The organism is Alloscardovia theropitheci, assembly GCF_004332295.1.
In the GTDB taxonomy this organism is placed as follows: Bacteria; Actinomycetota; Actinomycetes; order Actinomycetales; family Bifidobacteriaceae; genus Alloscardovia; species Alloscardovia theropitheci.
Window position 1 is genome coordinate 43,410 of record NZ_RXLP01000019.1, and the last position, 15,875, is coordinate 59,284.

The window sequence follows — 15,875 nt, forward strand, 5'->3', positions numbered from 1 at the left end:
TGACAAACGCATAGCATTGTCAAAACAACACGTAGGTGGTTTACAAGCTCTCATCATTGTGTTACACTATGAAAGTTGTCTTTGACAACGAAAATGGAGAATTCGCCTAGTGGTCTATGGCGCACGCTTGGAAAGCGTGTTGGGTGCAAGCCCTCACGAGTTCGAATCTCGTATTCTCCGCCGGTAAGAGGTCTCGAAAGAGACCTCTTCTCATATGTGCATGGGTATGTGCGGGTTTATCTCTTGCCCTTATGAGACTCGAAAAATACCTGAAAATCACACAAAATAAACAAAGAGTATACGTAATGAGCAACGAGGCATTACAATGAACCGATACCACTCACTATTGAGAATAACAGAGTCAACGAGAGCATCAAAGGTAAGCGCCACTCACGGCTCAAAAGCACGTTTACTCCCGAATATTATTATACTCATTGCAGCAATTGTGTCCGCTTGGGCTACATCCGCAGCATATACGACAGCCGTACGCCCATTCTCCGCTTTTGCGCTTGCCTTGTGTGCTATATTCTTTTTCTTTTACATAGGACTTTTTTACGGAGCTGAAGCACTTATTCATCGCTTCAGTTCTATCTCACTGGACGATACGTTCTCTACGCCAGTCGTCAAAAAGTTAAATCAGTTTTATACATTTACATTAAACACACGAAGTATTATCGTAAGTTCTGCAACAATTTCCATTTTCTGGATTCCCTGGTTTATCTTGCTTGCACCAGGTGTCATGTCGTGGGACACAGGAGATCAAGTAGCCCAATGGTTCGGGATTTCCGCTTTTGGAATGCAACCTGGTCAAATCAATGCTCATCATCCTGTTATGAGCACGGTCATCTTTGGAAGCGTTCTTAAAATAAGTAAATCGCTACTAGGAACATATATTCCTGGGCTGTTTGTATATACTCTGGCTAAACTTCTTGTATTTTCAACTATTTTCGGTTTCGCACTTAATTACGCACACAGTCGCTGGAATATCTCACGCCGCTTCTCACTTCTTGGTCTTGCATTTTTTGCATTGCTACCAGTTATCCCCGTGTATCTGTGCATTATGGTTAAGGATGTACTTCACCTGCTCTTCCTCGCCCCATGGATTATCATGTTTTTCGAGGGCCTTCGTACTCACTGGGAATCACTTAAATCTGTGGGCTTCACGATAGCCTTCCTCGGATTATCCGTCATGAGCTGTTTGACACGGCAAACTGGGGCGGTTATCGTCATTGCTTGTCTCTTTTTTGCAATTTTTACCCGATACGCGACAGTCATAGCACGCTTACTCCTTGGAATACTAGCAATACTCACCTGCGCTATCTCTATGTGGATTTTCCCGCATTATGCATACCCAGCACTTCAGGTTGTTCCTACTGATTCACAGCAAATATTTGTTGTCCCTCTTCAAATTACTGCTCGCGCTGCGAAAGACCATCGTGCCGAGATTAGCGATGCGGATAAGAATGTAATTTCGAAACTCAATATTTATTCTTTCGACCAAATGGCAGACCAGTACACGCCTTATAGCGCCGATGCTGTGGCAATGGGTCGATTCAACGATCGTAGCCAATTAAAAAATTACATTCCATTATGGATCCGCCAGGGACTCCGATACCCAGGTTCGTATCTCAACGCGTTTATGAGCGTGAACAGCAGTTGGTTTGCATTTACCCGCGCGAGTGATGTCAAAGCTACCGATGTTCCTCATACTATGGAATCCAATTACATTGCTGATACATATATTCGCACGAACACTAATCCTGATACATTCGGTCAAATTGCGGAGCAAACGAATAGCTCAAGAAATGATTTAGCGGACAAACTCTATAATTCTATCCGTATGATTCCGGGAATTAATATATTCTTTTACGAATCCTTATACACATGGATTATCCCGATGTTCGTTTTGTTTACACTTGCGCGACAACGCAAGACTCGCAAATCATTGCTTTATTTAGCGCCTTATGTGCTGTTCCTACTGTCGTTACTTGCTATGGCGAATTCTGTTTTTGCACGTTTTATGCTCGCGGCCGTATTGCTCACTCCAATTATGCTGATGTTGCCTTATCGCTCAGCAGATGAATGAGTTATAGAAATTTATCCTAAAAGCTCTCCTATAGCATGCGCTTCTTCTGAATCAGTCTTTCCGCACAATGAACGGTAGAACTCGCTAATGTCCGGATCTGAAAGAATAAGATTGACTTGTGAATTCGTAGAGGCGACACGGATTAGAGCAGCAACCTGATCTGTGGTCCACGAATCCGAATTGCTTTGTCGAGAACGCGCATATTCAGTAAGCTGAGCAATGATAGCATGAGTATCCTTGAAGCTATTACTATCCTCAAGTCTGTCGATAAGCTCTTCCACACGCTTGGCCTGTTCGTCTTGAGAATGAACAAAGTCATTCTTTTCTTTAAGGTTGCTGTAATGGGCTTTTTCTAGTTCCTCATTTGCGCGTGTACGCTCGATAATATTCTTAACAAGTCGTTCTAAATCGGAGCCTTCGCGATAATCAGCTGCTTCGAAGTACTTGATGCGGTTCTCATCAAGCATGCGGTAGACCTTGCTTTTATCTTCCGTTTGTGGATCATAGACGCCGATCGCATGGCCACCATTCGTATTGACAAGTTTCATACACGGGATATCCGTATCGCTATCGCCGATATATACCATATTCCTAAATGGAACACGATATTCTTGCGCTGGGAAATAATTATTCACATCCTTATCGTTAACATCAAGGACACCTTTTTCGATGCGGAAAAGGAACTGCGTTTTATTCGTGTAATTTACTGCCTGAGCTGGCCAAATTGCCACGCCTTGCTTATCAAACAAGAATGAACTTGCAAAAATTTTTGTAAACTCTTTCGCTATTGGTGTTCCCTCAATCATTTCCTTTAATCCCGAAGAAATGATGTAATGCTCGACCTGAACTCCATGCTCTTTCCCGAATTCATTAATGCGTTTAAACCACGTTTCTACGCCTTCGAAAAGATGAACCTTCTTGCCAAAATCTTGAAGATTCTTCTTTGTAAGTATCACTTTTCCATGCGAATACTTCTGCATGAGATACATCCATGCGAGGTTTTGTTCCATCTCATTGTCATGAGAAAGTCTGTCAGTTTCGTCCCAGAACTTACGAATACTGTCCGCATCATTGCCATACGTCTTTTGAATATAACCCTGGGCCTGCATATCATCAGGAGATAAAGTCTTATCGAAGTCATAGCAGATGGCGAGGATGGGGAGGGTATTAGCTTCTGTTATATGGACCATCGTTCTATCTCCTCGATGAATTAGATAATACTCATATATTAATCTATGAAAATAAAATGTGAGACTAAATATCAGTTTAGTCTCACATGTATCTATTCTATTCACTCAGTTTTACTACTTCTTCTCGCGCTTGTCCTTCACCCACTTACGCACGTAGTAATATGCATAGCACAGCGCCGTGAATGGAATCATGTACAGCAAGGTTTCGCGTTGAGATGCATCAAACAAAACGAGTACCACGACGACGATAGTCAAAACGATTGCGAGGATTGGTACAAACGGATACCAAGGCACCGTGTAAGCTAGATCCTTTTCGCTCTTCCCTTCACGTGCAAGTGAGCGCCTGAAGAGGATTTGGCAGACGACTACTGATCCCCAGACAACGAGAGTTGCCAGGCCTGAAATCGACACCAACGCCAAGTACACCGTATCTGCAGCAAATACTGACGACAGCAAGCACACCATACTGCCCGCCATGGAGACGAGCACTGCGTAGACCGGTACGCCCTTCTTCGTTGTGCGAGCAAGTACACGAGGGAGCATATCATCTTTGCCAAGTGACCACACCATTCGAGCGCACACATACATACCCGAGTTTGCGGCAGATACTACCGCAGTCAAGACTACGAAGTTCATAATATCTGCAGCATAAGGGATACCGATGGATTGGAATACCATAACGAACGGTGACGTGCTTACACCTGACTTGTGCCATGGGATAAGAGCTGCCATCACTCCAATTGAGCCGATGAAGAAAATGACCAAACGGAAGACAGTTGTACGCACAGCTTTTGGAATCGCAGTGTGTGGGTCCTTCGTTTCACCAGCAGCTACTCCTACGACCTCGGTTCCTGAGAATGCGAAGATAACAGTCAAGAGCGTAGAGAAGATTGGGATGATGCCAGTTGGGAACCATCCGTCAGCGTAGAAGTTTGTAAACCATGGAGCTCCTTGAGCACCTGTTACTTCAGAAGACATAGGAATAATTCCTGAGATAGCCAAAGCACCGATAACGATAAACGCGACGATTGCCACAACCTTAATGCTTGAGAACCAGAATTCTGATTCGCCATACATGCGCACACTCATCAAATTCAGAGCAAGGATAGCCACCATAAAGATTGCAGACCACACCCATTCTGGCGAATTTGGGAACCAGAATTTCATCAGCATTCCCGCCGCAGTAAATTCAGATGCGAGCGCGACAGCCCAATTGAGCCAATACAAAATCGCTACAGCAAAACCTGTACCCGGCCCGATAAATTTACGCGCATACATGTGGAAACTGCCCGCATACGGCATAGCCACCGACAGCTCGCCTAGGCACAGCATGACACAGTATACGAGTAATGAGCCAACCGCGTACGCGATGATTGCACCGAGTGGGCCTGCTGTGTGAACAGTTTCGCCGGAACTGACGAATAGACCCGTTCCAATAACACCGCCAAGGGAAATCATCGTTAAGTGTCGAGCTGACATGCGTCGTTTCAATCCACCATAGCGAGAGTCTAAATCCGGATCAAACTTTGGATTTCCCGCTTGCGCGCTTTGTACTTGGGCTTGCACTTTCGAATCGCCTGACACATCGTTAACGCCAACACCGACACCAACACCGCCAGAGCCCGTGTTTTCGATAGCATTCACGCCGGTGTTCACGCTCACGCTATCGCCAGGACTCGCATTAGCAGCATCGTTTTCAGTTGTAATTGTATTTTTTGCAGAAGAGCCGTTTCCCATTTTTCCTCATTCTTCATCTATTTCATCCGCGCATTCATGAATTACGGAGATTCCTCTATTGTCAATAGTTCTACCGCATAATTATTAACGCTTTCAGATAACGCACTCAGTACGAATGATTGTCTATCGCCCAGTACATATATCCGTATGATGAAATATCTATTTATATTTATTTCTCTTTATAAAGTGCTAAATATTGCGAATTATCCTTCTTAGCACTGCGAATCAGCATTGTTATAAGATCTATATTTTATTTCAAGAAATTAATGCTGATGATGAAGATGATGATGGTTAAAGGCCTCGTGATTCATAGAAACCTGAGTTTCTGCGCGGCGAATGCTGACAAGCATCTGTGTTACTGCCATGAGACCTCCTTCGAAGTAGTAGTGAACTATGTTGTGATTAGTTTACCGAAGCCCTAGATAAATGACACGCATTTTATGCAAAAATGTCCACAATGTAATACTCCGAGACTCATTCTCTTCGACTCGGCGATGTCATATCCGGCGATTTTTCCCTTGTATTTTCAAGCGAGACGAATGATTCCACTTTATTTTTTGCACGTTTGGCAATTACAACTTATAGACGAATCGCCATAGCCCGATATACCGACTTAACCGACAGTCGAAGTTGCAAAAATATCCAGAATTCACGATTCGCACGGCTAATTAATCCGCTTTCCTTCCCTATTCGTTACCCTTCTCTATCCGTCCCACTTCACACCATTGCGCATCCAGTCGCTCACTTATGTAAGCGTTCGCGCAAGTGTTCATGCATTCTCGCATAATTGGATTCTCGCGTAATCGCACACGTGCACACCCGCTCGTTCTTCCACCCCACTCTCACACTCACACTCAGCCCATGCACACATACGCGAAAGCGGCATCTACAAAGGAATCCCCCAGTAGACACCGCTTATCGTCTTTATGATTTCTTATTAAACTTCTTGCACCTTACATGCAAGCTTACACGCAAGCTTACACGCAAGCTTACTTACCCAGACGTTCGCGCTCTGCTGCATAATCATCAAGAAGGAATTGAGTCAATCGCTTTCCATCCTTGCCAAAGAGCACTGGCATAGAGTTGATTGGCATAGTTTCCAAGAAGAGTTGCACACCCAAATTGTCTTCTGGGATAGCAGGTAATTCACCTGTACGTCCCTTCTCAAGCATGTGTTCAACTGCCAATGCGCCGTATGGGTCCTTCTTAAATTCGCCATAATTCGACCACTCGTTGAGCTCTTCATAGAAGCCGTCACCAATCAAGGTCACGGTTTCACGTGAAACAATATCACGAGATGAGGTAGCAACTTCTACGCCATATTCGCCAGGGACTACGCGCCAGCCGCCGTCCTTTTCTGACCAGTATGCGAAGGCACGATCGTCCAAATCAACACGTACATCAACAGATTCGCCAGCAGGAACGAACACCTTGACAAATCCTTTAAGCTCGTGAATAGGGCGTTCTACCGGAGTCTCAGATGCAGGATTGACATACACCTGAACGACTTCAGCTCCATCCACATCCGAGGTATTCGTTACTCGTGCGGTTACGCGAGCAGAGGTATCACCAGTTGCTTCTACACGAACATCAGACACCTTAAACGTGGAATAGCTCAAACCAAATCCAAATGGATAAGCCACATCAACATCGAAAGTATCGTAGTAACGATATCCTACGAAAACTCCCTCACCATAGTCAACGATTCTGTCGCCACCAGGCCAGTTGACCATGGATGGATCGTCCTTAATATCAAGCGGGAAGGATTGCGCAAGCTTGCCCGATGGATTTGCATCGCCAAAGAGAATATCTGCTACTGCAGATCCACCTGCTTGGCCAAGTAGCCACGTCTCAAGGATTGCACGCGTATCATCTTGCCATGGATTCATTTGAACTGCTGAACCGTTGGACAGTACAGCTACAACGTTTGGATTGACCTCAGCTACGCGTGAGAGCAACTCTAACTGCTTTGCTGGCATATCCAAATGAGTACGATCAAAGCCTTCGGATTCTTCCTCTTCAGGAAGACCCATAGTAAACACGACCACGTCAGCATTACGCGCCGCTTCTACCGCAGCATCAGTGAGTTCAGAAGTTTGTTCAGAACGATCCAAAGTAAACCCAGGTGCAAAGACGAAGTCTGTACCGCGTTCTTCTAGCGCGTCAAGCAAGGATGTCATCTTTGTTGGGTGGATATGCGAAGAACCGCCACCCTGATAACGTGGAGTACGCGCGAATTCACCGATTACAGCCACTTTAGTCGTTCCAGCAAAAGGAAGTAATCCATTCTCATTCTTGAGCATTACGATTGATTCCTGAGCAGCACGACGAGCAATCGCATGGTGAGTCTCTTTATCAAAGACAAAGCCTTCGCGTTCCATAGCTTCACGTGCTTTTTCAGCCAAATCAAGCATGCCCTGAGCCATCTTATCCAGCTGCTTTTCGTCCAAGCGACCATCTTTAACAGCGACGACCACCTCATCATCGGTATAGCTTGGAGGCATTTCAAGATTCAATCCGCCATTAAGTGAAGCTACGCGGTCATGAACGGCACCCCAGTCACTCATGACGATACCTTCGAAGCCCCATTCATCGCGCAAAATTTCAGTCAACAAGTGGTGATTTTCAGAACCGAAAGCGCCATTAAGCTGATTGTATGCGCACATAATCGTCCATGGCTGAGCTGTTTTGACGATGTGCTCAAACGCTGGCAAATAAATCTCTCGCAGTGCACGTTCGGAAATTCGCGCATTGATACGCAAGCGGTCAGTTTCCTGGTTATTTGCTGCGTAATGCTTGAGTGATGTACCAATTCCTTGCGACTGCACACCTTCTACGATGCCAATTGCTTCATGTCCAGCAAGATATGGGTCTTCTGACCAGTATTCGAAAGATCGTCCGCCCAGTGGATTGCGCTTAATATTAACGCCAGGACCCAAGATAACAGCTACATCTTCCTGAATGCACTCTTCACCCATAGCAACGCCAACTTCGCGTACAAGCTGTGGATTCCATGAGCTAGACATACCTGCAGCTGGCGGGAAGCACGTCGCTGGTACAGTATTCTTCATATCGAGAGCTGCAACCTCAGAATTTTCCTTACGCAAACCGTGAGGACCATCCGTAAGCATGTATCCCGGTACGCCCAAGCGCTCAATAGGCTGGAAATGCCAAGCATCGCCACCTGATGTTAGGGAAGCCTTTTCTTCAAGTGTTAAATCGTGTACATCGACCATAAGATCTCTCCATTATGTGAAAATGCGTGAGCGTTCGTAAAAAAATACGCCCGCTCACTCTTACTGCTTATTTTATTCGATTATCAGAATAAATACTTCTACTATTTATCCAATTACCCAAGAATTACTGCCACATTCCAGCGACCGATAGTAATCTCATCTCCTTGTACGATAACGCTTCCCTTTGCAAGAGGAGCTTTTTCTCCAGCAAGTTTTCCGTCCTGCCCGATAATTTCTGGCGCAACGAGAACTTCACCGGATACTGGAGAAGTAAAAGTAACCGACTCAGCAGAGTAATTAAACAGATATGTTGCAGTCTTTCCCTCTGGAGTAACAGTTTGACGCACACTCACCTGTCCTGACAAAGGCAAACCTACAGAAGTAATTCCAGCGTGTTCAATTGCTTCTCGAAGAATTTCGCGAGTTGCCTGAGCACTTGGAAGAGTTGCAATGTATTGTGCATCACCCTTGCCAAATGAATGACGTGTCACTGCTGCGTATGAATCCCATGCGTAATGATCATACGATCCGAGAACCTCAACATCGTCATCTGTAGCCTTCAATAATTCAATAAGTGCTTCTGCATTGAAAGTTTCAGCCACAGACCCTGATACTGTCACAACACCATCAGGTCTGGTGAACTGATTATAGGTAACGCCAAACACATCAGTTAAATCATGAGGCGCACGGTCTTGCCATACCTTGGTATTCTCATCCGTAACGAACGAACGCAATGTAGAGACCAAATGACCACCTTGTGCCACATATTCACGCAAGTTATCAATAGTGTTCTGAGGAGCAACGTAAAGCGCTGGAGTAAGAACCATATCGTAGCGAGCAATACGTTCAAGTTCAGCATTAACAGGAATAATATCTGTTTCTACATTCAGCTCGAAGAGCGCATCGTAGAATCGACGAACAACATCGTTATACTGTGTATTTCCGCCAAATGGGAAGCCTGATTCGATATTGAACCAATTAAGCGCACTCAAGGCTTCATTAGAAACCATAATCGCAACACGATTGTTCTTCTTACCATGAAGCAAACGTCCGCCAATCTCATCAGACTGCATTTCGCGGCCGAAAATCCCTGCTTCTTCATATGTAGGGTTCTTCTCGAAATCGTGGGAAAGAACGCCCTTCCAATATGTTTCAAACGAATTATGGATCGAATGCCAATGCCAATACATAACACCATCAGCACCATTTGCTACATGAGAATATGCCTGCAAACGAAGCTGACCAGCGTATGGAAGCCAGCCATGCTGTCCTTGAGCTTCAGTTTCAAGAACGATGAAGTTACGTCCATCCTTCACACTTCGAGCAACGTCGCCACCAAAGCCGATTTCCTTGCCCGTGAGATGTTCCTCAGTTGGGTGATAAATATCCACACCAGAGATATCGAGAGCCTTACCCGCCTCAAAATGATTGACGGCAGGCTGCACGCCATACGAATAGCCACGCCACTCATAATCAAAGTTTTGAGTAATGAACTGATCATCTCGCATGTATTCACGCACGATAGATGCTTGCCATGCGAGGAACTCAGTGACGACACCACGACGGAATTCGTCGAAAGCACCGCGTAGCGATTGATTAATAGAGCCGGATACGTCTGGGAAATTATCCCACGCATCCACTCGGTTTGACCAATAGTCTAAGCCAAATGCACGATTGAGTTCATCAGTCGAATTATGGAAACGCTTGCGCAGCGACTGGACGAACAGCTTTTGCATATCAGGGCTGCATGAATCGTAATATTTCGTTTCGTTATCCACTTGGAAACCAATGACCTGTGGATGCGATGCTGTATGAGAAATAAGCTTTCGAATAATGCGTTCAGCATAGAAACGATATGTGCCGTTAACGATATCCATATTCTGGCGAGCGCCATACTTTGCCTGACCTGAACCATCCTGTACAGCTAAAACGTGTGGGTCGAGCTCTACAAGCCAGCTTGGCACAGCAGCTGTAGGAGTACCGATAATTACCTTAATGTTATACTTCTGAGCCGCTTCAAGAGCACGATCTACATGAGCAAAATTAAAGACACCTGGTTCTGGCTCCTCCGTGCTCCATGTAAATTCAGCGATACGGATAACGTTCATTCCTGCTTCACGCATCATCTCAAAATCTTTGTCGATACGTTCAAGGTTATGAGGAAGAATATATTCATCGTAATATGCTGCACCAAAGAGGAACTTATCTACTTGAGTCTGTGCCATGTCAGTGTCCTTACTTTTTAAATTTCTTGATTTTCCGTATATTTTTTGTAACTCATCCCATTGATACGCAGGGAGAAATCGTTGCACTCGAGTCACATCGCATCGCCCAAAACTCTTGGAGAGGGGTAGCTTGCATGTTTACTTTGAGCTCTCATGCCAGGCTTTCCAAGTGTTTTAGGCGAGCGACATTCTTCTCATGTGTCGCATAAGTTTCAGTTTCACAACGAGAACTTAGTGTTTAATGAGTTCTCCACCCATGGAACGAATTGCAAAAAACTTTGCGAAATCGTAGAACTTATGCGTTTCATTGTTAAATTTTAGACTTTAGACTCCAGCCTTTAAACTTCAATCTTTAAGGAGCTAGTCCAAGATGAAGGTATTGAACGAGCGAGCCTTGAGTACTACGTCTATACCCTGCTGTGGCTTATCCGGATTCGCGAACGTAAACGGCATATCCTTGTTCAACGCATTTTGCGCAACAACGACCACTGTGCCATCTACATTCTCAAAAGCGATTGCCATAGAGTTAAAATGACCACTTGTGCCCAAAACTCGTGCACCTGGCTTGACATACTTTGCAAAATGCTTCATAACATAGTATTCAGGATTTCGCGTAATTTCACCCGTCTTGGAATCGACAGAGAAGAGCGAATTTTGCATCCATCCCCATGTAGAGACAACTTCTGTCAAAACCATATTCCAATACGTATAAGTCGTTGCACCATTTCGCAAGTAATGGTTAATCAAGTGGAAAATGTATTCCGCATAATCCCATGCATTTTCGCCATTACCACATTCGGATTCAGTTTGGAAAATCTCAAGTTCAGGCCACGATTCATGCGTACGCTGTACAGCATCACGCCCCGCCCACTGGTAGCCGATACCCTTGATATACTTACGAGCCTCATCGTCAAAGAGGATGTCATCTACCCAACGGTTGTAGTTATCCATGCGCATGCCATAACCCACACCAGTAAACGCCATTTCCTCTGGACCATTGAGAGTTCCAAGGCAGATTTGGGTATCCAAACCTTCACGCTCGAAAGTTGGTCCAAGATAATCACGGACAAAGACTTTCATATCTTCGCTGCTATACAGGCAACTAGGGAATTTTTGATCAGCAAATACTTCATTTTGTGGGAAGAGATGCGTTACCTTAATTCCATGTTCTGCGTACGCACGTACATACTTCACGAAATAATTCGCGTATGCCTGCAAATTTTCTGGCTCCATCACCAAACGCCCAAAGTTATAGACCTTTGGGAACTTCATCCACGTTGGCGGTGACCACGGGCTTGAGAAGAGCTTCAAATCAGGCTGATATTTCTGAGCTCGCTGAATGTACGGGATCAATGTCTTTTCATCGCGTTCGATGCTGAAGTCCTCGAGTTCAAGATCGCCATCTGTTTCGTCATAGCTATACCAATTAAGCGAAAAATCGTTTGCACCCACTGGAGCACGATTAAACACAAAATTCATCTCAGAAGGATCGAAGAGCTCTTTAAAGACCTGTTCTGCATCTTCTTCACTAGCGATCTCTGTTAATGCTTGGTAACCAAGTTCATTGAAGCAACCGCCAAATCCTCGTAACGCTTGGAATTTTTCACCTGTTAATTGTAAATCTTCAGAATTTGTGCGATTAGTCGCTTCAACTTCTTGCTCAATGAACTTTTCATCTTGAGTTGTTGAAATCCATGTAGTCATTGCATGCACCTTTGCAAATACGTTTATTCATGAGGGTACGACCCGAAAGTTGGGCCGTACCCAATAATTACAATGCTTTTACTTAGTAGAGCGAATCATATAGAAGAATACGACTGCTACTACGGAGAAAGCAATTGCCACTGGGAATACCATGTTGTATCCCACGCGAAGTACGAGAATACCCGTGATGATTGGTCCGACCATCTGACCGAGAGTTGTAGCAATGTTGAGGATACCCAAATCCTTACCTGCTTCCTCTGGGTTTGGAAGAACGTCAATATTAAGAGCTTGGTCAACTGCACCATAAATTGCGTAACCAAATGCAGCGAGAATCGCAAATCCATACATAGACCACTCGGTCTTAAATACCCATGGAAGTACGTAACCGATAGCCATGCAGATGGATGCCGCTGCTACTGGAAGCTTGCGACGGCCAATCTTATCGGAAATGAATCCAGAACCAAGAGAGCCGACAAGACCTGCCACCATCATAAGAGTGGACATGAATGCCATAGTTGTTGCTGCATGATCCTTGTCGAAGCCCATATAATCCTGAAGGATATAAAGCTGATAGTTAAGAATCATGTAGTAGCCGAAGATAAGGAAGGTACGGCCAAGGAATGCAAGCCAGAAATCGCGAGAGTTCTTAATAGGTGGGATGAATGATTTAAGAAGCTCAGAGAAGCCAGCTTCTACCTTAGGAAGATTTTCTGCAGATTCTTCGCGTGGCCATACAAGAACAGCTACCACACCAGAGATACCCATCAAAATACCTGCAATAAGGAATCCTGGGAAGGTATTTCCGATGAAGAACTTTGCGATAATAACACCGAGAGACTGACCAACAGTAGTACCTAATGCCATGAATGCGGACATTGAAGCGCGCATATTATCTGGGACACGATCGGAAAGCGCAGCGATAATTGGCGCAATCATTGCATTCAAGCCGAACATGCAGACGCAGTACCAGAAACCGATAACCCATGGATTATCGAAAGCACCTGTCAGGAAGAGCGATACACCACCAACGATGCTTCCGCCCACAATCCACGGCGTACGACGACCAAAACGGGAGCGTGTACGATCTGAGAAATTACCGAAGAGAAGGTTAGAAATTAAAGATGCGAATGCAGTCACGGAATTCAATGCAGTGAATGCTGCTGTAGCCGCCTTCGGATCGCCAAGAACATCGCGCAAGTGCTGAGGGAGCAGGGATGCAGAATAATAGCCAGACCACCCATCCATAGCAATGCAAAAAGCAAGAATGCGATGTAGTAGCGCCAGCGATCAACAGACTTTAGACTTTCCTGTGGGGTAGTCCCCTGAGAAACTACTGTAGTTTCGTCACTCATGTATATCTCCTTTGACGGGTCTCCATTAACAAACTATGAGTGTGTTGTTAAATGTGAACGTTCACATTCCTCAATATACTGTAACACAGAAATTCAAGATTGAAAACTCTATTTAACAAAAACTAGTGTAGCACAGTTTGTTAAATCGTTTAACTAACGTGTCTAAGATGCGGAAATCACTGGATTTATAGGCGTGTCACGTACACATCATCTTCAATTATTCTCGTTAAAATTTGCTGGACACATTACTCCCCAATTATTTTTTGCATGTTGAACTCTTTATATCGTTTCTACCTCGCTGTTGCCCGCTTATATCAAGTACAAGCTGCAAAAAATTCGGAAAATTCTAATCGCCACTAGCCATATCAATGGGAATTTCATATCAGCCTTTACAGGTCCTCTTCCAACTAACGCCATCCGCACCAATACACTTACTCACTCGCCGCTTTATCAACTCGTCATCAACTAGCATTTCCCACTCAAGCAATAAAAAAGATCGCGTATCCTACATAATGCAGTTACGCGATCTTTAATAGTTTACAGTTCGTCAGTCTAGCGACGAGTCATACTATGAGTATTCGTGTATTCGTCAACTAAACTTACTTCTGCCAACCAACGTTCTGAGGAGGCTGAGTCTTGAAACCTGCAGGACCCCAGTTTGCCAAACCTGTCTTTACAGCTACGAAGTTTGGTGGAAGATCCAGAGGAATAGTGCCGAAGAGAGCAAGTGCTGCCTTTTCAGCCTTATTAGCTGCCTTCACAGCTTCAAGCTGATCTTCGATAGTTCCTGGTACGTGAGTTAGCTCATCAATCTCAGAATTTCCAACGAAGGTGTAGTTAGACTCTGAATCGGAACCATAAAGCTGATACATATTGTTCTGACCATATGGCGAGGTTTGAGACCAAGCCATTGGCAGAATCTCATAATCGTGACTATTTACAGTGTCAGCGAACTTGGAGGAGTCGCGGTTATCGAGGTTGATCTTGATACCAGCATCCTTCCACATCTGTGCAAGAGCCTTTGCCATATTGGTGCTGATAGAAGCATCACCGAAGTATGTGTAGCGAACTTCGAGAGTCTTTCCATCCTTTGCATAGTAGCCATCAGAGCCCATCTTGTAGCCAGCATCTTCAAGGGTCTTCTTTGCTCCATCAACATCAAGCTTGTTGCCCTCTTCTGGAAGATTGTTCTCATAACCTTCCTGGTATACAGGGAATACTTCGGAGCCTGGTGTTTCTGGCTTCCAATTGAGACCCTGGAAGTGAACCTTCATGAAGGTATCGCGATCGAATGCCTGTACGAGAGCCTTACGTACAGCTTCATCCTTCAATGCATCGCTCTGGCCGTTGAAGGTAAGAACGTTGGTCTGAGAGCCATAGCCAAGACGAATTTGGATATCCTTACGGGACTTGATTGTCTGCAAAGAATTATTGGAAGCAAACTTCACCTGATCAAGTTCACCGTTCTTAAAAGCATTGAGCTCAGCTGTTGGCTCCATGTACTTGTATACAATCTTGTCGAGCTTCGCTGTGTCGCCCCACCAGTTTTCGTTGCGTACGAAGGTTACAGAATCCTTATCTGCCGACTGTACCTTGAATGGACCTGCACCCCACTCAGAGTGAGGATTATCAGTCCAGCCGGAGGTATAAACGTCGTGATCAAGAGCCTGAGGAGGATAGAAACCAGTGAAGACGCTCTGCCATGGATAGAATGGCTTAGAATATGTCACCACTGCTTGCTTAGCATTGGCACCCTGAGTTACAGATGCTACAGAATCATAACCTTCAGTGCTTGCAGGAGTATATGCGGAGTCCTGTCCGTTCATAACCTTCCATGTAGACTCGAAAGCGGTCCAGTCGATATCAGTACCGTCGTTCCACTTTGCCTTGTCATTAATGGTGTAGGTAACAGTCAGTGGGTCTTGGTTGGTTACTTCAGCATTTGTGATGTAATCCTTGTTCCACGTCAAGTTGCCCTTGAGGTCGAAGGATACGAGGCTTGGCATATACCAGCCCCACAATTCGCCCATGTAACCGGTGTTACCATCTACAGACATGTAGTTCCAGTTTGGGGTGTACGTGGTAGCGAGTGTGAAGGTACCGCCATCCTTGATATTGTCACGGGACTGCTCATTGTCATATGCCTTTGCCTTGCTTGGCATTGGATAAGCACCCTGGTAATCAGATTCGAAACCTGATGCTGGTTCTTCGCTACCTACAGCTTGATTAGCGCTATTAGCGCCGCAACCTGCGAGAGCGAGAGCCAAAGCAGCAACTGCAGCGGTTGCAGAAGCGAGCTTCTTCATTCCCTGAATTTTCATTTCTCTCCTTATGAATTGAGATAA

Annotated in this window: 8 protein-coding genes and 1 tRNA gene; 2 read left to right on the forward strand and 7 right to left on the reverse strand. The window is 45.0% G+C overall.

Annotation, left to right across the window (positions count from 1 at the left end; translation table 11 throughout):
* The first annotated feature begins 95 nt into the window (after positions 1 to 95).
* Positions 96 to 180: transfer RNA gene (locus tag EJ419_RS03735), tRNA-Ser, on the forward strand.
* Between the two features lie 145 nt (positions 181 to 325).
* The gene (locus EJ419_RS03740; RefSeq protein ID WP_240680328.1) at positions 326 to 2,086 is read left to right on the forward strand and encodes a DUF6020 family protein; all 1,761 of its coding nucleotides are present in this window, start codon (positions 326 to 328) and stop codon (positions 2,084 to 2,086) included.
* Positions 2,087 to 2,097: 11 nt separating this feature from the next.
* On the opposite strand, the gene EJ419_RS03745 is transcribed toward EJ419_RS03740, so the two are convergent.
* From EJ419_RS03745 to EJ419_RS03775, 7 genes are all read right to left on the reverse strand, one after another.
* Positions 2,098 to 3,276, reverse strand: coding sequence for an HAD family hydrolase (locus EJ419_RS03745; RefSeq protein WP_131283751.1), 1,179 nt, complete (start codon positions 3,274 to 3,276; stop codon positions 2,098 to 2,100).
* A 114-nt stretch (positions 3,277 to 3,390) separates the two neighbouring features.
* On the reverse strand, positions 3,391 to 5,013 hold the full coding sequence (locus tag EJ419_RS03750) for an amino acid permease (protein ID WP_420836910.1): 1,623 nt from the start codon (positions 5,011 to 5,013) through the stop codon (positions 3,391 to 3,393).
* A gap of 989 nt (positions 5,014 to 6,002) precedes the next feature.
* Positions 6,003 to 8,249: an exo-alpha-(1->6)-L-arabinopyranosidase gene (locus EJ419_RS03755; RefSeq protein ID WP_131283753.1), complete on the reverse strand. Its 2,247-nt coding sequence runs from the start codon at positions 8,247 to 8,249 to the stop codon at positions 6,003 to 6,005.
* Between the two features lie 113 nt (positions 8,250 to 8,362).
* The gene (locus EJ419_RS03760; RefSeq protein WP_131283756.1) at positions 8,363 to 10,474 is read right to left on the reverse strand and encodes a beta-galactosidase; all 2,112 of its coding nucleotides are present in this window, start codon (positions 10,472 to 10,474) and stop codon (positions 8,363 to 8,365) included.
* Between the two features lie 360 nt (positions 10,475 to 10,834).
* Positions 10,835 to 12,178: a glycoside hydrolase family 30 protein gene (locus EJ419_RS03765; RefSeq protein ID WP_131283758.1), complete on the reverse strand. Its 1,344-nt coding sequence runs from the start codon at positions 12,176 to 12,178 to the stop codon at positions 10,835 to 10,837.
* Between the two features lie 78 nt (positions 12,179 to 12,256).
* On the reverse strand, positions 12,257 to 13,423 hold the full coding sequence (locus EJ419_RS03770) for an MFS transporter (RefSeq protein ID WP_205668818.1): 1,167 nt from the start codon (positions 13,421 to 13,423) through the stop codon (positions 12,257 to 12,259).
* Positions 13,424 to 14,129: 706 nt separating this feature from the next.
* Positions 14,130 to 15,851 carry an ABC transporter family substrate-binding protein gene (locus EJ419_RS03775; RefSeq protein ID WP_131283760.1) on the reverse strand — a complete coding sequence of 574 codons (1,722 nt, stop codon included), beginning with the start codon at positions 15,849 to 15,851 and terminating at the stop codon, positions 14,130 to 14,132.
* Between the last annotated feature and the right edge of the window lie 24 nt (positions 15,852 to 15,875).